The following is a 26,874-nucleotide window of genomic DNA, read 5'->3' on the forward strand; positions in this document are numbered from 1 at the left end:
GGGGCCGCGGCGCGGCCCCCTTCCGTCAGCGCCCCGGAATCAGCGGCGACACCGGCGCCACCGGCGGCGGCCGCTGCGGATACACCGAGGTGCCGAAGGTATTGCCCATGCGGGTGCTGGTGGCCGCGCGGTTGAACAGGCCGAGCTGGTTCGAGGGCCGGTTGGCGATCGCCTCCGAGGCCAGTTGCGGCGTGCCCTCGGCATCGCGCGGTGCCGAGGCGGGCGGGCGCATCTTCTGCGTCAGGCAGTCGTAGGAGGGCGCGCGTTCGCCGTTCACCGTCGCCTCGATGCAGGACGGGGGCGGCTCGGCGTCCTGCGCCATGGCGCCGGGGCCGGACAGGCCGGCCAGCATCGCGATCCAGAAGCAGGCTGCGCGCATCGACGTCTCCGATCTCCGGGAAAGAAAAAACGCGCCAGTCTAGGCCGGGAACAAGTCGCCGCGATGTCGCGAACCCGGGGATCGGCGCCTGTCATGGGTCGGTCATGTCAGACGAATAGCCTCAGGCCGCGAACATCGATCCAGACCGCAAGGCGGACGGCCGCGCCAGTCGCCCACTTTCTCTCCGCCGCACTCCCTTGCCTTCCTCCTCCGCCTCATGACACGTGCTTCCGCCTCGGGCAGTGCCCTGTCGCTGTCCTGGTGCCTCGTCGTGCTGCTGATGATGGGCGCGCGCTTCGCCCAGGCGCAAATGCCCGGTCCGCGCGAAGCGGCCGGCGCGATCAACTTCGACATGCAGGCCCAGCCGCTGCAGGACGCGCTGGCCGAGTTCGGCCGCATCACCGGCCATTCGGTGCTGGTCAGCAGCAGCCTGGCCGCGGGCCGCGCGGCCTCGCCGGTGCGCGGGCAACTGGCGCCGCGCGAGGCGCTGCGCCAGTTGCTCGCGGGCTCGGGCCTGGTGGCGCGCTATGTCGGCGAACAGTCGTTCACGCTGGTGCCCGAGTTCGTGGCGGAAGCGAACGCACCCGCGGTGGCGCGAGGCGAGGCCGTCGGCGGCGAGGACGAGGCCGTCGCCGACCTGCGCGCCTACGCGGCCGCGCTGCAATCCTCGATCACGCGCGTGCTGTGCATCGCGCAGCCCGACGCCTTCGGCCGCTACCGCCTCGGCCTGCAGCTGTGGATCGGCGACGATGGCGCGGTGCGCGAGGTCCGCGTGCTCGAGGGCAGCGGCCAGCAGGAGCGCGACGCGAGCGTGCTGCGCAGCCTGCGCGACCTGGCGCTCGATGCGCCGCCGCCCGCGCTGCCGCAGCCGCTCACGATCCTGCTGACGCCGCGCACCGACCCGGCGCGCGATTGCCGCCCCCATCGGGCACGCGCGGGCTGAGGGAGCGACGATGCCCGACCGCTTCAAGGCCGCATTGCGGACGCTGTTCCTCGCGCGCTACGCCCAGTTCAGGAAGCACCTGCACATGCGCCTGGGCTCGGAGGACCTGGCCAACGACGCGCTGCAGGAAACCTTCCTGCGGGTCGAGAACAGCACCGTGCGCAGCGAGGTGCGCTATCCCTCGGCCTACCTGTTCCGCATCGCGCTCAACGTGGCCGAGGACCAGCGCAAGAGCAACGCGCGCCTGCTGAGCGTGGGCGAGGTCGAGGCGCTCTACGACATGGCCGACGAGATGGCCGACCCGGCGCGCGGCGCCGAGGCGCGCGACCAGCTCGCGGCGCTCGAGCGCGCGCTGGCCGAGCTGCCGCGCCGGCGCAAGGCGATCGTGCTGGCCGCGCGCGTGGACGAGATGCCGCACAAGGACATCGCGACGCGCTACGGCGTGTCGGTGCGCACGGTCGAGAAGGAACTGCGCGCCGGCCTCGAGCATTGCTGCGAGCGATTGGGCCGGGATTTCATCCAGCGCTTCGGTCCCGGCGCGGGAAAACAGTCGAAGCAAGATGAAGGCTGAAAAAGATGAAGCCTCGGCCGTCGACGAACCCGGAGATCCCGACGCGATGAAGACCCTGCAACGCGAAGCCCAGGCCTGGGCGGTGCGGCTGGCCTCGGGCCAGGCGAACGAGGACGATGCGCGCGCCTTCAAGGCCTGGTGCGCGCACAGCCGCGCGCATGCGCAGGCCTTCGCGCAGGCGCGCGAGGTCTGGCGCGCGATGGCGCCGGCCGGCCTGCAGCTGCGCCGGCAGGAGGAGCGCGCCGCGCGCGGCAAGCTGCCGCTGCCGGGCCGCCGCGCCTGGCTCGGCGGCGCGGTGGCGGCCTCGGTCGCCTACCTCGCGGTCTCGCCACCGCTCGGCCTCTGGTCGCCGGTGACCGACTGGAACGCCGACTACAGCACCGCCACCGGCGAGCAGCGCGAGGTCCACGTGGCCGGCGGCGTGGTGCTGCAACTGAACACGCGCACGCGCGTGAACCTGCGCCGCGCGGCGGGCGATGGCGGCGGCGGCGACAGCGTCGAGCTGGTGGCCGGCGAGGCCGAGTTCGCCAACGAGGCCGCGGGCGGCACGCGCTTCACGGTCACGGCCGCGGGCGGCACGGTGTCGGCGCAGCGCGCGCGTTTCAACATGCGCAACCTCGACGGCGAGGTCTGCGTGACCTGCCTGTCGGGCCAGGTCGAGGTGGCGCGCGGCACGCAGCGCGTGCGGCTCGACGCGGGCCGCCAGCTGCGCTGGAGCGCGGCCGGCCTCGGCACGGTCGCGGCGGTCGACACCGGCCCGGTCAGCGCCTGGCGCCGGCGCCAGCTGGTGTTCGACCGGGTGCCGCTGTCGCAGGTGGTGGCCGAGGTCAACCGCTACCGCCACGGCCGGCTGGTGATCACCAGCGCGGCGCTGGGGCGCAGCGAGGTGCAGGCCAGCTTCTCGATCGACCGGCTCGACGACGTGGCCTTCCTGGTGCGCGACGTCTACGGTGCCGAGCTCACGCAGCTGCCCGGCGGCATCGTGCTGCTGGGCCTGGCCAGCACCTGAGTGCCGTGACCGGGCGCGCGCCGTTCGTGAAGTTTTCGTGACATGGTGCAGTCGCGCCATGGCTTCGCTGTCATAGCTCGGTAGACCACGAGGCCGCGGGCCTCGCGGCATCGATCGAGCAACGCAACACGAACCCATGGAAGTCCGCATGCAACGCAGCAGCACGGTGTCCCGGCGCAACGAGAGCAGCCCCTTTTCCTTCACCCCCCAGACCCGGCTGCGGCCGCTGGTGCATGCCATCGCGCTGATGCTGGCCGCGGGCGCCGCGGTGCCCGCCGCGCATGCGCAGCGCGCCTTCAGCGCCGGCTGGATGGCGCAGAAGAACATGGCGCAGGGCACCGCGCTGGCCACCGGCCGGCTGCCCAACGGCATGCCGGCCTCGGCGCTGGTGAGCCCGCAGGCGCAACAGCAGCGCGCGGGCGAGCAGCTGCAGCGCTCGATCGGCAACCTGAACCTCGCCGCGCGCGGCATCGCGGCGCAGCAGGCCGCGCAGGAGGCGGCGCGCCGCACGGCGCTGGCCAGCGGGCAGGGCGTGCCCGACGGCATGGCCGAGGGTGGCCTGCGCGTGGACACGGCCAGCCTCACGGCCGGCTGGGCCAATGCCAACGCGCCGGTGGAAACGCGCAGCGGCGGCCAGACGCAGGTGACGATCGCGCAGACCGCGCCGCAGGCGATCCTCAACTGGGAGACCTTCAACGTCGGGCGCAACACCACGGTGAAGTTCGAGCAGCAGCCGAGCTGGGCCGTGCTCAACCGCGTCAACGACCCGCAGGCGCGGCCCTCGCAGATCCAGGGCCGGATCCAGGCCGACGGCACGGTGATGGTGGTCAACCGCAACGGCATCGTGTTCAGCGGCAGCAGCCAGGTCGACACGCGCAACCTGGTGGCCTCGGCCGTCGGCATGAGCGATGCACAGTTCAGGAAGGGGATCTACAGCGATGCCCAGGGCACGAAGTTCGTCCCGAGCCTGGCCAACGACCTGCAGACCACCGCCAACAGCTTCAGCCATGGCGCGGCCACGGGCGACGTGGTGGTCGAGGCCGGCGCGCGCATCGCGACGCGCCGCCCCGAGACGGTGACCGAGGCCGGCGGCTACGTGCTGCTGGCCGGGCGCGAGACGCGCAACCACGGCCAGATCAGCACGCCCAACGGCCAGGTCATGCTGGCCGCGGGCGATGCCTTCGTGATCCGCAAGGGCCTGGGCACCGACGAGAACCAGGCCTCGACCACGCGCGGCAACACGGTCGTGCCGCTGCGCCTCGAGGGCAGTGGCGCCGGGCTGGTGCGCAACACCGGGCTGCTGCAGGCGGAGCAGGGCGACATCACGCTCGCCGGCCGCGACGTGCGCCAGCAGGGCGTGGCGGTGTCGACCACCTCGGTCCACACGCGCGGCACGGTGCACCTGCTCAACGACACGGCCGATGCCGCGGGCAAGGTGACGCTCGAGGCCGGCAGCGTGACCGCGATCCTGCTCGACGAGAGCGCGACCACCGCGCTCGACGTGCAGCGCAACGCGATGATCAAGGACTCCGACAAGGCCGGCGACGGCGTCGTGCACCGGCGCGACCAGTCGCTGGTGCGCATCGCCAGCGGCGGCGAGGTCGAGTTCCTCGGCGACTCGCTCACGCTGGCCACCGGCGGCCAGGTGCTGGTCGACGCCGCCAGGCGCAGCAGCGTGCGCGAGGGCGCGCGCATCGACGTGTCGGGCGCGGTCGGCGTGCGCGTGGCGATGGAGGCCAACAACGTCGAGATCAACGTGCAGGGCAACGAGCAGCGCGACGCGCCGCGCAACCGCGACGGCCGCGCGCTGTTCAACAACAACATCTGGCTCGACCGCCGCTACCTGGTGCGCGTGCCCGCGGGCACCAACGGCTACGAGACCGACCGCTGGTACACCGCGGGCGGCCTGCTCGAGGTCGGCGGCTACCTCGGCATCGCGGGCCACGGCATCGGCGAATGGTCGGCGCAGGGCGGCACGGTGCAGTTCGGCGGCGGCGAGCTGCGCACCGACAAGGGCTCGAGCATCAACCTCGCGGGCGGCACGCTCGACGTGCAGACCGGCAAGATCCGCCAGACCTGGCTCAAGGGCTCGGACGGCCGGCTCTACGAGGCTTCGCGCGCGCCGGGCGACCTGCTCTACACCGGCCTCTACAAGGGCTTCGAATCGGAGCACAAGCGCTGGGGCGTGACCGACTCCTTCTACAACCCGCTGATCGGCGCCAGGGAACGCCTGGAGAACGGCTACACGGTGGGCCGCGACGCGGGCCGGCTGGTGGTGGCCACGGCCAAGGCGACGCTCGAGGGCGACATCGACACCAGCGCCTTCCAGGGCCAGGGCCAGACGCAGGCGCGCGACAAATCCTTCGACGGCTACCGCCAGGCGCAGACCGCGGTGGCGCTGCGCGGGCAGCTGATCGTCGGCAAGCAGACGCCGGTCTACGACAAGGCGACCGAGGGCCTGCGCTACACCGAGGACGCGGTGGCGCAACGCATCGCCATCGGCGGCGCGGGCGGCGAGGACCAGGACATCCACCTCGACGCCGGCTGGCTCGATGCGCTCGAGCTCGGCGCGCTGCGCGTGCATGCCAAGGACGCGATCGCGGTGCGCGAGGCGCTGCGCGTGGCGCCGGGCGGCGACATCGCGCTGCATGCCACGCAGGTGCAGGTCGATGCGGGGCTGGAAGCGCGTGGTGGCGGCATCGCGCTGGGCAACGTGTTCCAGAAGTGGAGCGCGAGCCTGGGCTGGATCGACAGCCTCGCGGCGCCGCTCAAGCCCGAGCTGGCCGCCAACGTGACGATCGCCGAGGGCGTGCTGCTCGACGCGCGCGGCCTGTGGACCAACCTCGCGCTCGACCGCGCGGGCACGGCGGGCGTGCCCTTCGCCGCGGGCGGCGGCATCCGCGTGCAGTCCAGCGGCGACGTGGTGGTGTCGCCAGGCGCGGTGCTCGACACCTCGGCCGGCGCCGTCTACCGCGCCGACCACAGCGTGCAGGGCGGCCGCGGCGGCGACATCGCGCTGGCGGCCAATGCCTATCCGGGCGCGGGCACGAGCGGGCCGGCGGGCGAGCTGGTGCTCGGCGGCGCGCTGCGCAGCCAGGGCATGAAGGGCGGCGGCACGCTGCGGCTGCAGTCGGGCGGCGCGGTGGTGGTCGGCGGCGAGATCGCGGGCGGCCGCGGCGTGCTGGCCGCGGGCGAGGCCGCGCCGGTCGACCTGATCGCGAGCGAGGGCTTCGTGGTGAAGGCCGGTGCCACGCTGCCGACCGACTTCCACTACACGCGCACGCGCGCCCAGCCCGGCGAGGCGCTGGGCGCGGCGCCGCTGGTGGACCGGGCGCGGCCCGAGACCCACCTCACGCTGGCCGCGAACTGGACCCCGCCCAAGCCCGTGGGCAGCAACGACTTCTACACCCTGCAGACCGCGAGCGGCCAGTCCTACTCGTTCTATTCCTGGAGCACGATACCGACGCTGCCCGCGGGCACGGTCATCGTCAGCCTCACGGGCCAGTTCGGCGGCTTCCCGAACGGCTACACGGTGCCGGCCGACGTGTTCCCGCAGGGCATGGGCATCCAGCCGAGCCCGGGCGTGATCAGGGCCGGCACGACGGCGCCGCGCGACCTCGAGTTCACGGCCGGCACGCGCATCGCGGCGGGCGGGCGCTTCGACCGCGACGTGGCGGTCGGCCGCGTGCTGCACATCGATGGCGAGCAACTGCGCGCGGGCTTCTCGCGCTATGAACTGATCGGCCACCAGGGCCTGGCGGTCGCGCCGGGTGCCGCGCTGCGCGTGGAGATGCCGGTGCTGCGCGCCGACACCACCGCCGCGCGCGGCCTGCCCACGGGCGCCGACACCGCCGGCGTGCTCCAGAGCTGGCTGCCGCCCGAATACACCGAGAACGCGGCCAAGGGCCTGCTGACGCAGCGCCAGGGCGCCGACCTGCAGCTCACGGCCGGCTGGGGCTACGGCTCGCTCGCGCCGCTGGACGTGGGCCGCGACGCGCGCGTGCAGGTCGATGCCGGCCGCGCCATCACGCTCACCGGCAACGGGCAGATCACCGTCGACGGCACGCTGCGCACGGCGGGCGGGCGCATCGAGGTGACGAACTTCGGCTATGGCCTCGACGGCGCCTCGTCGAAGAGCCACGACCGCTCGATCTGGCTCGACGACCATGCGGTGCTCGACGTGTCGGGCGAGGCCCGCATCGCGATCGACGTGCGCGGCCGGCGCTACGGCCTGGTCGGCGACGGCGGCAGCATCCAGATCGGCGGGCGCTACAACGCCAATGCCACCAGCACGGTGGGCGCCGACAACTTCATCGTGGTGCGCCCCGGCGCGCGCCTCGAGGCCTCGGGCACCAGCGCGACGCTGGACCTGCCGCAGGCCGGCGCCACCGCGGTCGCTTCCGACGGCGGCCTGATCTACCTGAGCAGCTTCAACGGCCTGTTCCTCGACGGCACGCTGCGCGCCGCCGCGGGCGGCGCGGGCGCGGCCGGCGGCACGCTGGGCCTGACCCTGGAGGCGCCGGCCTATCCCGAGGCCAACCTGCCCGACGCGCGCGTGCGTTCGCTGCGCGAGATCAAGCTCGGTGCGCAGCAGGGCCCCGACTCGCTGCGCGCCGACCTGCGCCCGGGCCAGGCCGATGCCGCGCTCGCCTACGGCCATGCGCGCATCGGCGTCGACCGCATCGAGGCCGGCGGCTTCGACAACCTCTCGCTGCTGGTCAACGGCGTGATCAGCTTCGAGGACGGCGTGAACCTGCGCCTCGGCCAGGGCCTGCGCATGACCGCGGGCAGCTTCAGCCTCGCGCAGGGCTCGGGCGACGGCTCGCAGGTGCTGCTGGCGGCGCCCTATGTGCGCCTGGGTGGCAATACCGGCCTGGGCCGCGACAAGCACATCCTGCCGATCCCGACGAACACGCGCGTGCCGCGGCTGGCCGCGGGCTCGGACCTGCGCATCGAGTCCTCGGTGCTCGACGTGATCGAGACCGTGGCCTTCGGCACCGCGGGCCCCCAGCCCGAACTCCAGGGCAACGTGCAGGTCGAGCGCGACGGCTTCGAGCACATCGCGCTGCGCAGCCAGGGCGACCTGCGCCTGCTGGCCTCGCTGGTGCGCGACCGCACCTCGCTCGAGACCGCGGGCGACCTGGTGCTCGCGGCCAGCCAGATCTATCCGGGCACCGGCGCGCGCGCCGAGATCCGCGCCGGCAAGAGGGGGCAGGTCGACACCTGGGGCAACTACCAGAACCTGTACGACCCGGCGCGCAGCCTGCGCGTGGAGCGCATCGGCGAGGGCGAGCCCGCCGTGCCGTACTCGGCCTTCGGCAGCCTGCAACTGATGTCGGCCAACATCGACCAGGGCGGCGTGCTGCGCGCGCCGCTGGGCAGCGTGATCCTGGGCCGCCCCGAGGGCCAGGCCGACGACGTCGCCTCCACCGTGCGGCTGCGCGCGGGCAGCATCACCTCGACCAGCGGCGCCGGCCTGGCCATGCCCTACGGCGGCACCAAGGACGGCCTGACCTACATCTACAACGGCACCGACGCCGGCTACGTGGGCCTCGGCGGTTCGGGCATCGCCTTCGGCGGCGTCACGCTGCTCGGCGAGCGCATCGACGTGCAGGGTGGGGCGCTGATCGACCTGTCGGGCGGCGGCATGCTCGCGGGCGCGGCCTTCCTCACCGGCCGCGGCGGCTCCACCGACGCGCGGCTCAACCCGCTGGTGCAAAGCGGCACCGGCCGCGCGGCCTTCGTGCTGCCGGGCCTCGCGACCAACCCGGTCTACGCCATCGTGCCGGGCGCGCAGCCGGGCGCGGCGCCGATCGCGGCCGAGAAGGGCGCGGGCGACCCGATGGTCGGGCGCCAGATCACCATCGGCGCGGGCGTGCCGGGCCTGCCGCCGGGCACCTACACGCTGCTGCCCTCGACCTATGCGCTGCTGCCGGGCGCCTTCCGCGTCGAGCTCAACGGCCTCGCGGGCGGCCAGGCGGCTTTCGGCGCCACGCAGGCGATGCGCAACGGCTCCTACAGCACCGCGGGCCGGGTCGGCGTCGCCAACACCGGCATCCTCGACACGCTGACCACGCAGCTCGTGCTGACGCCGGCCGACCTGCTGCGCACCTATTCCCAGTACAACGAGACCAGCTACGCCCAGTTCGGCCTCGACTGGGCCGCGCGCGACGGCGTGCCGCGCCCGCGCCTGGAGCGCGACGCGGGCCGGCTGACGCTGACCCCCGGCATCAAGCCGCTGGAGGACCGCGGCGTCCGCATCGCCGAGGGCACGGTGCGGCACGCGGCCGCGCCGGGCGGCTTCGGCAGCGAGCTGGTGGTCAGCGGCTCCGGGCGCGCGTTCGAGATCGTGGCGGCGGGCAAGGGCCCAACCGAAGGCTTCACCGGCGTCACGCTCGACGCCGGCATGCTCAACGGCATCGGCGCGGGCACCATGGCCATCGGCGGCGCGCCGGGCTCGCAGTTCGAGACCGGCCGCAACACCCAGTCCTCGTATCTCGCGAGCTTCGGCACGGCCTACCAGGCCGCCAGCGGCATCGTGCTGCGCGAAGGCGCCGTGCTGTCGGCGCCGCAGGTGTTCCTGGTCGCGGGCCAGCGCGACGGCGGCATCGTGCTCGAACAGGGCGCGGGCATCGACACGCTGCGCCGCGGACCGGTCTCCTGGGACTCGAAGGCCGGCTATGTCTTCAAGCCCGGCGATGTCGCGGTGCTCGCCGTTTCCAACGGCTGGCTCGACATGCTGGCCCCGAGCCTGAGCACCGACACCCGCTGGGGCCAGGGCCCGATCCGCATCGGCGTGTGCGAGGGCAGCGTGCGCTGCGGCGGCACCACCACCCTCTATGCCGAGGGCACGATCACGGCCGCGACCGACCGTGCCTTCGAGCTCGGCGACTCGGTGCGCTACGGCGCGCGCAACCTGGTGCTGGCCGTGGGCGGCATCAACGTCGGCAGCGCCGAGGCGCTGGAGCGCGCCCGCGCGGGCGGCGCGCTGCCCGCGGGCATGACGCTCAACCAGCAGGTGCTCGACCGCCTGCTGCGCGGCGACACCAGCACCGGCGCGCCCGCGCTCGAGAACCTGGTGCTGACCGCGCGCGACTCGGTCAACTTCTACGAATCGGTGCGCTTGTCGACGCTGTCGTCCGCCAACGGCCAGCCCTCGCTGGCGCAACTGGTGCTGACCACGCCGGCCATCTACGGCCATGGCGGCGCCGACGACGTGGCGCGCATCGAGACCGACACCCTGGTGTGGAACGGCACGGCGTCGCCGGCCGGCGGCGTGATGAGCGGCGGCGCGGGCACCGGCAGCGGCCGGCTCGAGGTCGACGCGCGCGAGATCGTGTTCGGCTACGCGGCGCAGGCCCAGCCCAAGTCGGTGATCTCGCACGACCGCCTGACCCTGGGCTTCGGCACGGTGGCGCTGAACGCCAGCGAGCGCATCACGGCCAACCACCGCGGCAGCCTCGGCGTCTACCAGTCGCAGGGCGCTTGGAACGAGGCCACCAAGGACTTCGACCGCAGCGGCGGCGAGCTGCTGATCGCCACGCCGCTGATGACCGGCAAGGCCGGCTCGGTCAACGCCATCCGCGCGGGCGGCCGCATCGCGGTGACCACGCCCGAAGGCGCGGTGCTGCCCGCGATCGACGCGGTGGCACCCGAGGCGCTGGGCGCCGAGCTGCGCCTCGACGCGGGCGGGCCACTGAGCTTCGACACCGCGGTGCGGCTGCCCAGCGGCAAGCTGAGCCTGGTCGCGCAGGGCGACCTGCTGCTGGGCGAGCGTTCGATGCTCGACCTCGCGGGCCGGCGCGTCGACTTCTTCGACGTCAGCAAGTACGCCTGGGGCGGCGACCTCGTGCTCGAGAGCCGCGGCGGCAACATCGCGCAGGCGGCGGGCGCGCGCATCGACCTGTCGGCCCGCAACAACCGCGCGGGCCGCCTCGACGCGATCGCGCTCGATGCCGGCGCGGGCACGATCGACCTGCGCGGCGCGATCGCAGCCGACAGCAGCGGCTACTACGACGCGGGCGGCACGCTGGTGCCCTACGCGGCGGGCGACATCGAGCTGCGCGCGCAGTCCATCGCCGACTTCCGCGGCCTCAATGCGCGGCTCACCGAAGGCGGTGCCTTCGGCGTGCGCAGCTTCCAGCTCAAGCGCGGCGACCTCGTGGTCGGCGACGAGCTCAAGGCGCGCGAGATCAACCTCTCGGTCGACGGCGGCCGGCTCACGGTCGAGGGCCGCGTCGACGCCAGCGGCGAGCAGGCCGGCAGCATCCGGCTGGCGGCGCGCGACGGCGTGTCGCTCGCGGGCACGGCGGTGCTCGATGCCAGCGCCAGCGTGCTGCGGCGCGACAGCCACGGCCAGGCGATCGACGCGCCCAACCGCGCGGTCATCGAGCTCGATGCCGGCAGCGGCACGCTCTCGATCGCCAGCGGCGCGCGCATGGACCTGCGCGTGGCCGGTGCCGCGAAGGACTACGGCACGGTGGCGCTCAACGCACCGCGCCGCGGCGCCGACGACGTGGCCATCGAGGCCGCGGGCAGCATCGACATCCAGGGCGCGAAGTCGGTCGCGGTCAACGCCTTCGTCACCGACAAGAGCGCGGCGAAGGGCACGGACGCGAGCGTCGACGGCCGTACCTACCAGGTGATCGACCAGGCCTACCTCGATCGCCTGCACGGTCAGAGCGAGGCCTTCATCGAGGCCGCGCTGCGCAACGGCGCGCTGATCGACGGCCGCCTCGCGGGCCTGCGCGCGCAGGGCGACCGCTTCCACCTGCGCCCCGGCGTGCAGATCGTGACCGACGCCGCGATCAACCCCGATGGCGACCTGCACGTGGACGGCGACATCGACCTCTCGGGCCACCGCTACGCGAGCCTGAACCCGCGCACGCGCAAGACCCTGGCCTACGGCTCGGGCGAGCCGGGCGCGCTGGTGATCCGCGCGCCGGGCAACCTCGAGGTCTTCGGCAGCATCAACGACGGCTTCGATGGCTCGCGCCTCGTGCGCGGCGCCACGCCCGACGACAAGGGCTGGATCCTGCCGAGCGGCCGGCTGCCCTTCGGCGGCGACCTCGTGATCCCGCACGGCGGCATGGTCACGCTCGACACCGGCACCGGCTTCGAGCAGGGCCGCACGCTGAACTTCGACCTGCCGGCCAGCGCCGTGACGCTGCCCTCGGGCACGCTGCTGCCAGCCGCGATGGTGCTCGACCAGCCGCTGACCGTGCCCGCGGGCCTGGTGCTCGGCGCGGACGTGCGCGACGCCGCGGGCAAGCTGCTGCACGCGGCCGGCTCGGTACTGGGCGAGCCCGTGACGCTGCCGGCCGGCACGCGCCTGGCCGCGGGCTTCCGCCTGCCGGCCGCGGTGCGCATGGCGGCGGGCATCTGGCCCGCGGGCGTGCCGCTGCCGGTGGGCATGGCGCTGTCGCGCCCGCTCGCGCTGGCCAAGGGCGCGGTGGTGCCCTCGGAAACCCAGGTCAAGCTGCCCGGCGGCGTCGAGATGATCAACCTGCGGCCCGACGATGCCGACGGCAACCAGGGCCGCACCTGGGCGCTGGCGCCGATGCTGCCCGCGGGCTCGCTGTCGTGGGACCTGCGCCTCGTGGCCGGCGCCGACCTCGGCGCGGCCGACACCCGCCTCGCGCAGCCGCACGCCACCGGCCGGCTGCAGCTGGCCGACACCCACTTCGGCCTCGGTTCGAAGGTCAGCGACGTGCCGGGCACCGGCTCGCCGGCCACCTACTTCTGGGGGCCGGACGCCGGCGCGAAGATGGTGATCGACTTCTTCGGGGAGTACGTGCTGAGCTTCCAGATCGTTCCGGGCACGCCCATGACGCCCGAGCAGATCGACGAGATGCGCATGTGGGGCCTGGTCGGCAACGACCCCGCCGACATGAACGACTACGGCTACGGCGAGTACGCCACCGTCGACAAGCCGGCCGTGCCGCCGGACCGCGTCGCGGCCTACCACCCGGCGCGCGAGCAGATCTTCAGCGTGCTGCGCACCGGCACCGGCGACCTCGACCTGGTCTCGGGCGGTGACATCACGCTGCGCTCGCCCTACGGCGTCTACACGGCCGGCACCGCCACCGCGCCCGGCGTGGGCGGCGCGGCCGACCGGCTCTACGACCAGCAGCGCGGCCTGCTCAAGGACGGCTCGATCCTGTTCTCCGTCGAAGGCAAGCCCTACGAGCCGCTGGTCGACGGCGGCGCGCGCAGCCTCTACGCGGCCTGGTACCCGGAGCAGGGCGGCAACCTGCTGCTGCGCGCCGGCGGCGACCTGCGCGGCGACCTGGTCGGCAGCGGCGGCTCGCTGCGCGTGGGCTTCGAGCTCGCCGAGATGCGCGGCCAGGTCGGCTCGACCGCCACCGGCACCTGGCTCTGGCGCCAGGGCAGCGGCAGCGTCGCGACCGGCGCCGACTCGCTGCCCGCGGCCTGGTGGATCAACTTCGGCACCTACGTGGCGGGCTCCAACGGCGAGTACTACCCGTACCCGAGCAACAGCTTCAACAACGATCCCTACCTCGTGGGCTTCACCGGCTTCGGCACGCTGGGCGGCGGCAACCTGGTGGTGGAGGCCGGCAAGGACGCCGGCATGATCGGCCCGCGCGGCGAGGTCTTCTTCAACGACGGCCCGATGAGAGCCCAGACCTCGCGCGTGCCGCGCAGCGAGGGTCTGCACCTGGCCGTGGCGAGCACCGGCCGCATGACGCCCGGCGGCGAGCTCGTGCTCACGGGCGGCGGCGACCTCGACCTGCGCATCGGCGGCAGCCTCAATCCGAACGCGACGCTGCGCAGGAACGAGCACGACCTCAACAGCACCTTCGTCAACCTGCGCGGCGCGCTGCGCGTGCAGGCCGGCGCCATCGGCGGCCTCGACGTGGGCGCGGGCACGCGCGACCAGCTCGACTCGCGCGGCGGCGACCCCTACAGCAAGGGCCGCGCCGGCGCCAGCGGCGGACCGGTGCTGGTGCTCGGCGACTCGACCGCGCGGCTGGACACGCGCGGCGACCTGGTGCTCGGCGGCGTGGCCGACGCGGGGCGCACCAAGCTGCTCAACAGCACGCCCTTCAGCTACCAGGGCCGGGCCTACGCGGGCGAGGGCTACAGCTGGTTCTCGCTGTGGACGCCCGCCACCGCCGTGGACCTGTTCAGCGCCGGCGGCAATCTCACGCCGACCACCGCCTGGGGCGAGGGCGGCGTGAACGAGGACGTGGTGAAGGCGCGCCGCGACAACAACCTCGGCGCGACCTTCCAGGGTCATTTCTATCCGTCGATCCTGCGCGCGGTCGCGGCCAGCGGCAGCCTCTACTACGGCGTGGGCACCGCGAACCTGCTGGCCAACAACGGCGCGGCCTTCACGCGCACCGAGTTCGGCCTCACGCTCTCGCCGGCACCGCAGGGCGCGCAGTACGCCAACGTCACCGGCAAGGGCGTGCTCGAGCTGCTGGCGCGCGACTCGATCCAGGCCAGCGGCTATGCGATCACCGCGTCGACCGCCGACCCGGCGGCGCTCACCAGCCCGTTCCGCCCGGGCTTCATGGGCGTGATCGCCTACACGGGCGGCGGTCCCTACGGCTTCAGCCCGGTGACGGTGCACAACCTGCATCCGTCCGTGGCGAATGCCGAGACCGACTGGCTCATCGGCTTCAGCGGCCGCTACACGAACGCGCCGCTGTTCACCTTCGCGAGCCAGGCCACCTCGGCCTATGCCGCGGCGGGCCAGGAGGCGGCGCGCTACTACGCGGTGGAAGGCGACATCGTCGGCCTGCGCTTCGGACAGGCCGCCAGCCTCGGCTACCTGGGCCGCGACGGCACGCGCTACGACGGCTCGATCCCGGTGGCGGTGCGCGCGGGGCGCGACATCACCGACTCGGGCACGCGCCTGGGCCAGAAGGACACCATCGGCACCGGCCGCGGCAACCTGATCTCGCACGGCCTGGCCGACGACATCTCGGTGATCGAGGCCGGCCGCGACATCCGCCACAGCAGCTTCTACATCACCGGCCCGGGCCTGCTCGAGGTGACGGCCGGGCGCAATCTCTACTTCGCCGACCGCGGCGAGATCAAGACGCTGGGCGCCGTGGTCGACGTGAAGCCCGGCGACCGCAGCAGCGGCGCCAGCGTGGCGGTGTCGGCCGGCATGGGCGCGGGCGCCGACTGGCAGTCCTTCGCGAAGCGCTACCTCGACCCGGCCAATCTGGCCGATCCGGGCCAGCCGCTGGCCGACCAGCCGGGCAAGGCCGTGGCCGTCTACGGCGGCGCGCTGTCGCTCGCGCAGTGGCTGGCGCGCGAGTTCGGCTACGAGGGCAGCGAGGCCGGCGCCGAGTCCTTCTTGGCGCGCAAGCAGGTGGAGCTCGACCGCGAGCGCCAGCAGGCGCTCTCGCGCGGCGACAGCGCGCCCAACCGCTCGCTGGCGCGCGAGTACAAGGTCGAGAGCCGGCTGCACCTGGTCAACTGGCTCACGGAGCGCTTCGGCAAGGCCAACCGCCTGGGCCTGCATTTCGACGCCGGCACCATGGACGCGCGCGCCTTCTTCGCGGCGCTGCCGCCCGAGCAGCAGCGCGCCTTCCTGCGCGGCGTCTACTACGCCGAGCTCAAGGCCTCGGGCCGCGAGTACAACGAGGAGGGCGGCAAGCGCCGCGGCAGCTACCTGCGCGGACGCGAGGCCATCGCCACGCTGCTGCCCGACACCGACGCGCAGGGCCGCCCGCGCAGCTACGAGGGCGACCTCACGCTGTTCAGCAGCGCGCTCTACATCGACGAGTACGTGACCACCAGCGGCGTCGGCAAGGACCGCCCGACCCCGGGCAAGACCTACATCAGCAAGGCCGAGTGGGAAGCGCTGGGCAGCCCGGGCTACGGCGTGGCCTTCTACGACGTGCTCGACGCCGGCATCCACACCCAGTTCGGCGGCGACGTGCGCATCATGACGCCGGGCGGCCGCACGCTGGTGGGCGTGGACGGCGGCTTCGTGCCGGGTCCGGGCTCGGGCGTGATGACGCAGGGCGAGGGCGACATCGACATCTATGCGCGCGGCAGCATCCTGATGGGCCAGAGCCGGGTGTTCACCACCTTCGGCGGCAACATCCTGGGCTGGTCGGGCGAGGGCGACATCAACGCCGGGCGGGGCGCCAAGACCACCGTGGTCTACACGCCGCAGCGGCGCGTCTACGACAGCGTGGGCAACGTCACGCTGTCGCCCAACGCGCCGACCACCGGCGCGGGCATCGCCACGCTGAACCCGATCGCCGAGATCCCGCCGGGCGACATCGACCTGATCGCGCCGCTGGGCACCATCGACGCGGGCGAGGCCGGCATCCGCGTGTCGGGCAACGTCAACCTCGCGGCGCTGCACGTGGTGAACGCCGAGAACATCCAGGTGCAGGGCAAGTCCACCGGCATCCCGGTGGTGGCGGCGGTCAACGTGGGCGCGCTGTCGAACGCCAGCGCCGCGGCCGCGCAGGCCGGCATGGCGGCGCAGGACTCGCTGCAGCGCGAGCGCGCCGAGGCGAGGAAGGCCTTGCCCTCGGTGTTCACCGTGCGCGTGCTGGGCTTCGGCAACGAGGCGCCCGAGGGCGCGCCGGCCGGCGGCGGCGGTGCGCGCGAGCGTGGCACCACCGGCGCCGCCTACGACCCCAAGGGCGTGGTGCAGGTGCTCGGCGCGGGCGCGCTGACCACCGCGCAGATGCAGTCGCTGACGCCGGGCGAACGGCGCAACCTCAGGCAGTAGCACGAAGGACCGCGCGGCTCGCGCCGCGCCAATCCAGGAAGGGCCTCCCGCGTGGAGGCCCTTCTTCTTATGTGCGTCGACGACCCCGTGCAGGACCCGTCCGACTTTTCTTGATGAAGTTTTCGTGACAAACGACAGTCGCCGCGCCTGCCGGGCGTCTAGGAAACGTACGCAGCGGCGACATGAAGGCTCTCCACCATGGGCCGCTGCCGAGCGAGCTTCATCCTTGAGAACCGAGCTGGAAATGCATGACTTGAAGAAGAACGCCCCACCGATGTGCTGGAGAGCGGTGTGGCTGGCAGTGCTGGCGCTGTGTGCGCACGGCGTCGCGTCGGCGCAGGCCGCGGACACCGCGCCGGCGGCCGCCGCGCCCGCCGACACCCAGGCCCCGAACCAGAACCCGCCCCCCGCGGCCGCGGCAACCGCCGCGCCGGCCGCACCCGAACGAAAGGTCGACGTCACCGAATACATCGTGCGCGGCAACACCGCGCTGGACGCCCGTGCGATCGAGAAGGCGGTCACGCCCTTCCTCGGTCCCGAGCGCACGCTCAAGGACATCGAGGGCGCGCGCGACGCGCTGCTCGCCGCCTACCAGGCCGCCGGCTACCAGTCGGTCTACGTGGACCTGCCCGAACAGCAGGTCACGCAGGGCGTGGTGTTCCTGCAGGTCAGCGAAACGCGAGTCGGCCGCGTGCGCGTGGTCGGCGCCGAGTACAACTCGCCGCTGGACGTGCGCGACCAGGTGCCCGCGCTGCAGGAGGGCACCGTGCCCGACTTCAACAAGGCCCAGTCGCAGCTCGCCGCGCTCAACCGCGGCCCGAAGCGGCAGGTGATGCCGCTGGTGCGCCAGGGCGCGCTGCCCGGCACCATGGACGTGGACCTCAAGGTCGAGGACCAGAGCCCGTGGCGCGCCAGCGTCGGCCTCAACAACGACTACAGCGCCGACACGCGCAAGCTGCGCGCCTCGGCCTCGATCGGCCACGACAACCTCTGGCAGCTCGGGCACAGCGCCTCGATCAGCTTCTTCGGCGCGCCGCAGGACCTGAAGCAGACGCAGGTGGTCTCGGCCTCGTACCTGGCGCCGCTGCCCAACAGCAACTGGTCGCTCGAGGGCTCGGCCTTCTGGTCCGACAGCAACGTGGCCACCGTGGGCGGCACCGACGTGCTCGGCAAGGGCCACTCGATCGGGCTGAAGGCCACCTACACCGTGCCCAACACCGGCAACTGGTGGCATTCGTTCAGCGCCGGCGTCGACCTGAAGAACAACCGCGAGGCCCTCACGCTCAAGAACAGCAGCGACGAGGTGCCGCTCAAGTACGCGCCGATCACGCTGTCGTACTCGGGCCTGCGCCAGGCCGAGAAGAGCCAGTACGGCGTGGGCGTGTCGCTGGTGGTGGGCACGCGCAGCTTCTTCAGCTACGGCAGCGACCAGGCGCAGTTCGACTACAAGCGCTACAAGTCCTCGCCGAGCTTCATGGTGCTGAAGACCGACCTCAACGGCACCTACACCTTCGAGGGCGGCTCGCAGCTCGCCTTCCGCGTCAACGGCCAGATGACCGACTCGCCGCTGGTGTCGAGCGAACAGATCGCCGGCGGCGGCATGAACTCGGTGCGCGGCTATCTCTCGGCCGAGGCCACCGGCGACTACGGCGTGGTCGGCTCGCTCGAATGGCGCACCCCGCCGCTGAACTGGCTCAACCCCTGGGTCGAGGGCTGGCGCGCCTACGCCTTCGTCGACGGCGCGCGCCTGCGCCTGAAGAACCCGCTGCCCGAACAGGCCGACCGCTTCGCGCTCGCCTCGGTGGGCCTGGGCACCACCTTCAAGGTCGGCCAGTACTTCTCGGGCCGCATCGATATCGGCCGTCCGCTGAAGGACGGCCCGCGCACGAAGAAGGGCGACACGCAGGTCAATTTCAGCATCAACGCCAGCTACTGATCACCGAATCCGAAACGCGGCAACGCCACTTTTCAAGAACCTTTTTCCACGAGCTTTCCGGAGAACCCCTGTCATGCGACGCTTTCTTTTCCTCGCGCTCACGCTGTTGAGCACGCTCCTGCCGGGCCTGGCCCATGCATGGTGGCAGCCCGAATGGGCCTATCGCAAGCCGATCACCGTGGACGGCGGCCCGCAGGCCGGCGCCATCGGCAGCGACGCCGGCCGCATGCCGGTGCTGGTGCGCCTGCACACGGGCAACTTCAAGTTCGAGGGCGTGAGCGAGACCGGCGCCGACCTGCGCTTCGTGGCCGGCGACGACAAGACCGTGCTCAACCACCAGATCGAGCAGTTCGATCCGCTGCTGGGCATCGCGCTGGTCTGGGTCGACGTGCCCACGGTCTCGGCCGGCACGCCGCAGAAGCTCTGGATGTACTACGGCAACCCCAAGGCCCCGGCCTCGGGCAACGGCCAGCGCAGCTTCGATCCCGACTACACGCTGGTCTACCACTTCGCCGAAGGCGCGGTGCCGCCGCGCGACACGACCGCCTACGGCAACAACGGCCAGACCCCGACCGTGCCGGCCGAAGGCACGGTGATCGGCAAGGGCGCGCAGTTCGCCGGCGCGCCGCTGATGCTGCCCGCCACGCCCTCGCTGGCCCTGGCCGCCGGTGCCAGCTTCACCTTCTCCGCCTGGGTGCGGCCCGACCAGCTCGGCGCGCGCCAGGTGATCTATGCGCGCCGCGACGGCGCGGGCGAACTGCTGGTCGGCATCGACCAGGGCGTGCCCTTCGTGCAGGTCAACGGCCAGCGCAGCACCCCGGCGCAGCCGGTGCAGGCCGGCCAGTGGTCGCACATCGCGGTCAAGGCCGAGGGCGACAGCGTTGCGCTGTACGTCGGCGGCCGCCCCGCGGTGTCGCTGGCCGCGCGCCTGCCGGCGCTGAACACGGCCGCCGCGCTCGGCGCCGACGTGGCCGCCACGCCTGCCGCCGGCCAGAACGCTCCCGCGGCCGCCGCCTGGGCGCCGTTCACCGGCGCGATCGACGAAGTGCGCCTGTCGAAGGTCGCGCGCGGCGATGCGCTGCTGCTGGCCGACGCCGTCTCGCAAGGCGCCGAATCGCGCCTCACGGCCTTCGGTGCCGACGAGCAGCAGGCCGGCAAGAGCCACTTCGGCTTCATCCTGGCCGCGATGCCGCTGGACGCCTGGATCGTCGTCGGCCTGCTGGGCCTGATGATGGTGCTGTCGTGGGCCATCATGATCGGCAAGGGCCGCAGCTACGGCGCCATCTCGCGCGCCAATGCCCGCTTCATCGAGCACTTCCGCGAAGCCGCCGGCGCGCCGCTGGACCGCCTCGCGATCAGCAACACCGTGTCGCAGGAAGTCCGCGACGATTCCTCGCTGTGGCGCCTCTACCAGGTGGCGATCGAGGAGATGCGCCGCCGCCACGAGCGCGGCTACGACCTGAGCGCCGTGTCGAGCGCGACCATCGGCGCCATCCGCGCGGCCATGGACGGCGTGATGGTGCGCGAGACCGAGCGCATGTCCAAGCGCATGAACTGGCTGTCGACCACCATCGAGGGCGCGCCCTACGTCGGCCTGTTCGGCACCGTGATCGGCATCATGCTGGTGTTCGTGGTGGCGGCGATGGCCGGTGCGGTGGACATCAACTCGGTGGCACCGGGCATGGCGGCCGCGCTGCTGTGTACCGCCGCCGGCCTGGGCGTCGCGATCCCCGCGCTGTTCGGCTACAACTGGCTGGCCTCGCGCTCGGACGCCATCGGCGCCGACATGGCGGTGTTCGTCGACGAGTTCGTGACGCGCCTGGCCGAGGAGCAGGGCGAGGGCAGGTCGGTGCCCGCGGCCGTGGCGGCCCAGGGCGGCGCGCGCCGCACGGCCGACGACAACGCGGCACGTGGCGGCTGGACCTCGCCGGCACAGGTTCCGGCCTGAGGCGACGCACATGCCCAACGCAGCCAAGTTCGCCGTGCGCAAGCGCACCGGCGGCATCAACATCACGCCGTTCGTGGACGTGCTGCTGGTCGTGCTGGTGATCTTCATCCTCACCAGCAACGCCAGCATCCCGGGCATCAAGGTCGACCTGCCGAAGGCCAGTTCCTCGGTGGCGCTGGAGAAGCCCAAGACCAAGGCCATCACGATCGACAACGCGGGCAACGTGTTCCTCGACGCCTACCCGGTGTCGCTGCCGGAGCTCGAGGAGCGCCTGCGCACCGAGAAAGCCCTGTCGCCCGACTTCCCCGTCATCGTGCGCGGCGATTCGAGCGTGCAGTACGCCAAGGTGGTCGACGTGCTGGACCTGCTGCGCCGCATCGAGCTGAACCAGATCGGCCTCGTGACCGGCAAGCAGAAGTGAGGACCGGCGCGTGAAACCTCGCGATCCGACTTTCGCCTTCGTGGGCCGCGCCGCGGCCGGCGGCGGCGCGCCCGCCGACGCTCGCGCGCTGTGGCGCCGCTGGGGCGGCTGGGCCATCGGCGCGGTGCTGCTGGCGCTGCTGGCGGCGCTCGTGTGGTACCTGCTGGCCGACACCGCGAGCCAGAAGCGCGTGGTGGCCGACGCTCCCACGCTGATGCTGCCGCCGCCACCGCCGCCGCCGCCCGAACCCGAGAAGCTGCCCGAGCCCGAGCCGGAGAAGATCAAGCCGGTGACCGAGCCCGAGCCCAAGCCGATCGAGCCGCTGGAGCCGCCGAAGGACGACACCCCGCCCAGTCCCACCAAGGACCTCGGCGACCCCGTGACCATGGACAGCGCCGCGCAGGCCGGCAGCGATGCCTTCGGCATCCAGGCCGGCAGCGGCGGCGGCATGAGCGGCACCGGTGCCGGCGGCGGCCTGGGCAGCGGCTCGTTCGCGCGCTATGCCTCCGACCAGCTGCAGCGGGCGCTGCTGCGTGACCCGCGCACTCGCAGCCTGACCTTCGACGACATCCATCTCGACATCTGGCTCGACGTCCAGGGCCAGATCCGGCGTGCGCAGCTCGTGCGCAGCACCGGCTCGACCGAGACCGACGAGGCGGTGCTGGCCGCGGTGCGCGACCTCGGCCGGCTCGACGAGTCGCCACCGCCTTCCGTGCGCTTCCCGATGCGCGTGTCCTTCAGGGGGCGTCGGCCGTGATGCGCGCCGAAGCCCCGTCTTCCCCATTCCATCCCGTGAACGAAGCGATGAACCCATCCAAATACCCCTTCGGCCGCCGCCTCGCGCCGGCCCTGCGCCAGGGCGCGCTGGCCGCGGCCGTGGCCACGGCCCTCGCGCTGGCCGCGAGCGGCGCGGCCGCCCAGCAGGCCGGACCGGCCGGCGAGACCGCCATGGTCAAGCTGATCCGCGGCCTGATTCAGAGCGGCACGCTCGCCAAGGACGTGGGCGAGGCGCTGCTGGCGCAGGCCCAGGCCGAAGCCATGGCCTCGCAGCAGGCCCAGCAGCGGCTGGCCGCGGTCTCGGCCGGTGCCGTGGCCAGCGCCGGCGGCGTGCGCCTGGAACCGGGCGACGTGCGCGTGCCCTACATCTCGCAGACCGTGCGCGACCAGATCCGCGACGAGGTCAAGGCCCAGGTCATGGCGCAGGCCAAGGACGAAGGCTGGGCCGCGCCCAACGAAACGCCCGAGTGGAGCAAGCGCATCCGCTTCGAGGGCGACGTGCGCGTGCGCAACGAGTCTCGCAGCTATGCGGGCAACAACAGCAACATCGAGATCAACTGGCCCGAGCTCAACAAGGGCAGCGGCTACGACGTCAACCCCAACACCAACCTCGCGCTGCCCTCGCTGCTCAACACGCGCGAGGACCGGCGCAACCTGTTCCGCGCGCGGGCCCGCGTGGGCATCCTCGCGGACCTCAGCGAGAACACCAAGGCCGGCGTGCGCCTGGCCTCGGGCAGCGACGACAACCCGGTGTCGACCACCACCACCCTCGGTGGCGGCCTGAGCAAGAAGAGCGTGTGGCTCGACCAGATGTGGATCTCGCACAAGCCGGTCGACTGGCTCACCGTCACCGGCGGCCGCTTCGCCAACCCCTTCATGTCGACCGACACGCTGTTCTCGAGCGACCTCAACTTCGACGGCATCGCGTTCCAGTTCGACAAGGCGCTGGCCAGCAACAAGGACCTGTCGCTGTTCGGCACGCTGGGCCTGATCCCGCTCGAGTACTCCTCGGACAACGCGCCCAGCCGCAGCCAGACCAAGGCCAAGAGCGAGAACAAGTGGCTGCTCGGCGCGCAGGTCGGCGCCGACTGGAAGCTCGACGACGACAACCGCCTGCGCGGCGCGCTCGCGTACTACAACTTCCGCAACATCAGCGGCAAGGTCTCCGAGCCCTGCGCGCTGTACGCGGGCGCCGACGGCTGCAGCACCGACTGGTCGCGTCCGGCCTTCATGCAGAAGGGCAACACGCTGATGCTGCTGCGCGATATCTCGCTCGATCCGCTGAACCCGGCCGGCACGCCGCAGCCGCAGTACGTGGGCCTGGCCTCGAAGTTCCGCCTGGTCGACCTGAACATGCGCTGGGACACCAAGGTCGCGGGCAACAACCTGCGCCTGGACGCCAACTTCATCCGCAACACCGCCTACGACGCCAGCGACATCTGGCGCCGCGCGGGCATCCGCGGCGCCATCGTCAACAACTTCGGCAGCACCGGCGGCACCACCCAGGCCGACTACAAGAGCGGCGGCAACGCCTTCATGCTGCAGGCCACCTACGGCCGCCCGGCACCGGCCGCGCGCGGCGACTGGAACCTCATCGCGGGCTACAAGCGCATCGAGCCCGATGCGCTGCCTGACGGCTACAACGATTCGACCTTCCATGGCGGCGGCACCAATGCGCGCGGCTACTTCCTCGGCGGTTCGTACGCGTTCGACAAGAACCTCTGGTTCACCGGCCGCTGGATCTCGACCAAGGAGGTCTATGGCGCGCCGCTGTCGATCGACACGCTGCAGCTCGAACTCAATGCGCGCTTCTGAGGACGTCGCCGTGGCCCGATCCCATTTCAAGACCCCAGCGCTCGCCCTGGCGCTCGCCTTCGCCGGTCTGGCCGGCCTGGCCGGCGGCGCGCACGCCCAGGGCGCGCCGGCCGCGGCCGGCGGCCAGAGCATGGAAGAGCGGCTGCGCGCGCAGCTGCGCATCACCACCTCGCAGCTGCAGCAGGCGCAGAACGAGCTCGCCGCGCTCAAGGCCGGCAAGCCCGCGGCCGCGGCACCGGGCGCGGCCGCGCCCGCACCGGCGGCCGAAGTCGAGGCGCTGCGCAAGGACCTCGCGCGCGCCCAGTCGCAGCTCGCCGGCGAACGCCAGGCGCGCGAGCATGCGAGTGCCGGCGTCGAGCAACTGCGCCAGCAGGCGCAGGCCGCGGCCGAGAAGTCCAACGGCCAGGTCGCGCAGTTCCGCAGCGCCTACGAGGAGCTGCTGCGCACCGCGCGCGCCTCCGAGGCCGAGCGCCAGCGCCTCGTGGCCGAGACCGGCACGCAGCGCACCGCGCTCACCCAGTGCGAGGCGAAGAACACCCAGCTCTATGCCGTGGGCCAGGAGGTGCTGCGCGCCTACGAGACCATGGACATGGGCAGCGTGTTCGCCGCGCGCCAGCCGTTCGCGGCCCAGAGCCGCGTGAAGTTCGAGCAGATCGCGCAGCAGTACGGCGACAAGCTGTACGAAGGCCGCTTCGACGCGCGCGCTGTGAACGCACCCAAGCCGGCCGAGGCCGCGGCCACGCCGCCGGCCGGCGCCGCATCGGCACCCGCCGCGAAGTGAGCGGCCAGAAGGAAACCTCGACCATGAACCCGAAGAAACCCCTTGCTCCCGCGCACCTGCGCACGCTGGCCGCGCTGCTGCTGGCCGCGTCGGCCAGCCTTGGCGCCGCGGCGCAGCAGATCGCCGCGCCCACGGGCGCGCCGGTGGTCGCCCGCCTGGGCGAACTCACCGTGCGCCAGGACGAGGTCGAGAAGCTGCTGCAGGCCTTGCCCGATGCCGAGCGCGCGGCCGTCAAGGACAACCGCGCCAGCGTCGAGGGCTGGCTGCGCCAGCGGCTGCTCGGTGAGGCGCTGCTGAAGGAGGCGCGCGACAAGGGCTTCACCGACAAGCCCGAGGTCAAGGCCAAGATCGACGCCGCGGTGCGCGAGCTCACGGCCCGCATCGTCACCACCGGCTACCTCGAGTCGGTGAGCCAGGTGCCGGCGGGCTATCCGTCGGAGGCCGAACTCTCCGCCGCCTACGAGCAGGGCAAGGCCGGCTTCAACCTGCCGGCCACCTACCGCGTGGCCCAGATCTTCCTCGCCACCCCCGACACCGCCACCGCGGCCGTCGCCAAGGTGCGCGAGGAAGCCCAGAAGCTGGCGCGCGAAGCGCGCGGCGGCGGCGACTTCGCTGCGCTCGCGCGCGCCAAGTCGCAGGACAGGAGCAGCGCCGAGCGCGGCGGCGAGGTCGGCAACCTGCCGCTCGCGCGCATGCTGCCCGAGGTGCGCGATGCCATCGGCAAGCTCAAGACCGGCCAGGTCGGCGATCCGGTGCAATCGGCCGCGGGCTTCCACGTCGTGAAGCTGCTCGACAGCCAGCCCGCGCGCACCGCCACGCTCGAGGAGATGCGCCCGCAGCTGCAGGCCGCGCTGCGCCAGCAGCGCCAGCAGCAGCTGATCCAGGCCCACCTGACGCAGCTCGCGCCGGCCACGCAGCTGAGCATCGATGCCGCCGCGCTCGACGCCGCGCTGCGCAAGACGAACTGAACCCACCGACAACCACCATCCACAGACAGGGAACCTCATGACGAACACCCCGACCGACACCACCGCCGCCACGCCCGCCGAGGCCCTCGACCTGCTCGACGCGGTCACGCCCGAACAGGTCTCCGAAGCCATCAAGGCCGCTGGCGCCGCCGTCTCCACCATCGAACAGGACGGCGTGATCCGCCTGCACAGCGCCAGCCACGGCATCGGCTTTCAGGTGCTGTGGGGCAATCCGGTCACCACCACCCAGTACACCGACTTCACCTTCAGCTGCCCGCTGCACGTGCAGGGCGGCACGCTGCCCGAGGCCGTGCTCGCGGCCTGGCACCGCAGCAAGCGCTTCGCGCGCGTCGCCCAGCACGGCGACTTCGTGGTGCTCGAGATGGACGTGGTGGTCGCCGGCGGCGTGACGCCCGCGCACCTCGCGTTCAGCGCGCGCCTGTGGATGCAGATGATGGGCGAGTTCTTCCTGCACCTGCGCAACTACGGCCCGGCCGCCGCCACGCGCGGCGATGCCGCCAATGGCGAAGTGCCGGCCGCTGGTGCCGCCGACCGGGTCGAAGCCGCCGCCTGAGCGCGCGCCGAACGCATCCCAGCGCGATGCCCGACAGCCTTCGTTCCGCGGAGTCCTTCGACGGCCACGATTCGCCGACGCTGCGCGCGATCCACGCCACCGCGCGCCAGGTGCAGCGCGCGCGGCGCGCGGAGACCGTGCGGCTGAGGCAGCGCGAGGCGCTGCTCGACATGCTCGCGCGCGTCATGGCAGACCTGCACATCACCAATGCCGAACTCAATGCGGCGCGGCGCGCGCTCGCGCCGACGCGACCGAAGTGAAAGGCGCGGCGCGCGTCACGCCGCCGTCAAACTTTCTGCCTAGCATCGCCGCCGAACAACGGCCGCGCCGCGGTGCGGTCGCTTCGCGTTCTCCCTCCGAAATGGCATGAGCATGTCCCGCGTATGGCAACCACGGTCCCGTCGGCCGGTGCGCTCGCACTGGCGGGGTGCATGGCGTTCCTGAGCCCGATCGCCGCCGCAGAGCCTGCGTTGCCGTCCGCTCCCTCGACGATGCCGTCCGCCGGACTGCTGCGCTTCGACCTGCGCGTGCAGCCGCTGCAGGGCGCGCTCGATGCCTATGGCGAGCTCACCGGGCGCTCGGGCTTCTACACGGCCGAGTCGTTCGCGGGGCGCAGCAGCGCGGCGGTGCAGGGCCGCTACACGCCCGAGGCGGCGCTGCGCTTGCTGCTCGAGGGCACCGGCCTCGCGATCCACTACACGGCATCCGATGCCTTCGTGCTCGAACCCGGCGTGCCGGCAACCGCTGAAGCACCGGCCGAAGCGGCGCGCGCGCCGGGGCCCGACGACGGGCTGGTGCAGGCGCGCGTCAACGATGCCTTTTGCGGCGACCCGCGATTGGCCGCGGGCGACTTCCGCGCGGCGCTGCGCTTCGGCCTCGATGCGCAGGGCCGCGTGGTGCGCCCGCTGCTGCTGGGCTCCACCGGCGATGCCGCGCGCGCGCTGGCCTGGCATGCCCAGGCGATCTAGAAGGACGAGCTCGGCCGCCCGCTGGGCGCCGACGACAAGGCCGCCGGCGGCGGCA

Annotated in this window: 15 protein-coding genes; 14 read left to right on the plus strand and 1 reads right to left on the minus strand. The window is 72.7% G+C overall.

Annotation, left to right across the window (positions count from 1 at the left end):
- Positions 1–25 precede the first annotated feature (25 nt).
- Entirely contained in the window at positions 26–379 is a 354-nt protein-coding gene (locus ACODT0_RS11500; RefSeq protein ID WP_261205781.1) for a hypothetical protein, read from the minus strand.
- 217 nt (positions 380–596) lie between these two features.
- Between ACODT0_RS11500 and ACODT0_RS11505 the strand changes: the two genes are divergently transcribed.
- From ACODT0_RS11505 to ACODT0_RS11570, 14 genes are all read left to right on the plus strand, one after another.
- The gene (locus tag ACODT0_RS11505; protein WP_489041335.1) at positions 597–1,322 is read left to right on the plus strand and encodes an STN domain-containing protein; all 726 of its coding nucleotides are present in this window, start codon (positions 597–599) and stop codon (positions 1,320–1,322) included.
- 10 nt (positions 1,323–1,332) lie between these two features.
- A complete protein-coding gene (locus ACODT0_RS11510) occupies positions 1,333–1,893 on the plus strand; it encodes an RNA polymerase sigma factor (RefSeq protein ID WP_203206016.1) in 561 nt (186 codons plus the stop codon).
- A gap of 46 nt (positions 1,894–1,939) precedes the next feature.
- Positions 1,940–2,902, plus strand: a complete 963-nt coding sequence (locus ACODT0_RS11515) for a FecR family protein (RefSeq protein WP_489041336.1) — start codon at positions 1,940–1,942, stop codon at positions 2,900–2,902.
- 148 nt (positions 2,903–3,050) lie between these two features.
- On the plus strand, positions 3,051–16,631 hold the full coding sequence (locus ACODT0_RS11520) for a filamentous hemagglutinin family protein (RefSeq protein WP_489041337.1): 13,581 nt from the start codon (positions 3,051–3,053) through the stop codon (positions 16,629–16,631).
- Positions 16,632–16,875: 244 nt separating this feature from the next.
- Positions 16,876–18,567: a ShlB/FhaC/HecB family hemolysin secretion/activation protein gene (locus tag ACODT0_RS11525; protein ID WP_489041338.1), complete on the plus strand. Its 1,692-nt coding sequence runs from the start codon at positions 16,876–16,878 to the stop codon at positions 18,565–18,567.
- A 73-nt stretch (positions 18,568–18,640) separates the two neighbouring features.
- On the plus strand, positions 18,641–20,515 hold the full coding sequence (locus tag ACODT0_RS11530; RefSeq protein WP_413763563.1) for a DUF2341 domain-containing protein: 1,875 nt from the start codon (positions 18,641–18,643) through the stop codon (positions 20,513–20,515).
- 10 nt (positions 20,516–20,525) lie between these two features.
- A complete protein-coding gene (locus tag ACODT0_RS11535) occupies positions 20,526–20,936 on the plus strand; it encodes an ExbD/TolR family protein (RefSeq protein ID WP_057590202.1) in 411 nt (136 codons plus the stop codon).
- A gap of 10 nt (positions 20,937–20,946) precedes the next feature.
- Positions 20,947–21,693 (plus strand): energy transducer TonB family protein, encoded by a 747-nt coding sequence (locus ACODT0_RS11540; protein WP_296733445.1) that lies wholly within the window; start codon positions 20,947–20,949, stop codon positions 21,691–21,693.
- Positions 21,694–21,740: 47 nt separating this feature from the next.
- A complete protein-coding gene (locus ACODT0_RS11545; protein ID WP_489041339.1) occupies positions 21,741–23,528 on the plus strand; it encodes a putative porin in 1,788 nt (595 codons plus the stop codon).
- Between the two features lie 10 nt (positions 23,529–23,538).
- Positions 23,539–24,309, plus strand: a complete 771-nt coding sequence (locus tag ACODT0_RS11550) for a hypothetical protein (RefSeq protein ID WP_216087292.1) — start codon at positions 23,539–23,541, stop codon at positions 24,307–24,309.
- A 23-nt stretch (positions 24,310–24,332) separates the two neighbouring features.
- Positions 24,333–25,277: a peptidylprolyl isomerase gene (locus ACODT0_RS11555; RefSeq protein ID WP_489041340.1), complete on the plus strand. Its 945-nt coding sequence runs from the start codon at positions 24,333–24,335 to the stop codon at positions 25,275–25,277.
- A gap of 37 nt (positions 25,278–25,314) precedes the next feature.
- Positions 25,315–25,851, plus strand: coding sequence for a YbjN domain-containing protein (locus ACODT0_RS11560; protein WP_261205770.1), 537 nt, complete (start codon positions 25,315–25,317; stop codon positions 25,849–25,851).
- 26 nt (positions 25,852–25,877) lie between these two features.
- Positions 25,878–26,111 (plus strand): hypothetical protein, encoded by a 234-nt coding sequence (locus ACODT0_RS11565; RefSeq protein WP_057590205.1) that lies wholly within the window; start codon positions 25,878–25,880, stop codon positions 26,109–26,111.
- 123 nt (positions 26,112–26,234) lie between these two features.
- A complete protein-coding gene (locus ACODT0_RS11570; RefSeq protein WP_489041341.1) occupies positions 26,235–26,819 on the plus strand; it encodes an STN domain-containing protein in 585 nt (194 codons plus the stop codon).
- Positions 26,820–26,874 lie beyond the last annotated feature (55 nt).

It is taken from the genome of Variovorax sp. FG153, from assembly GCF_057809595.1.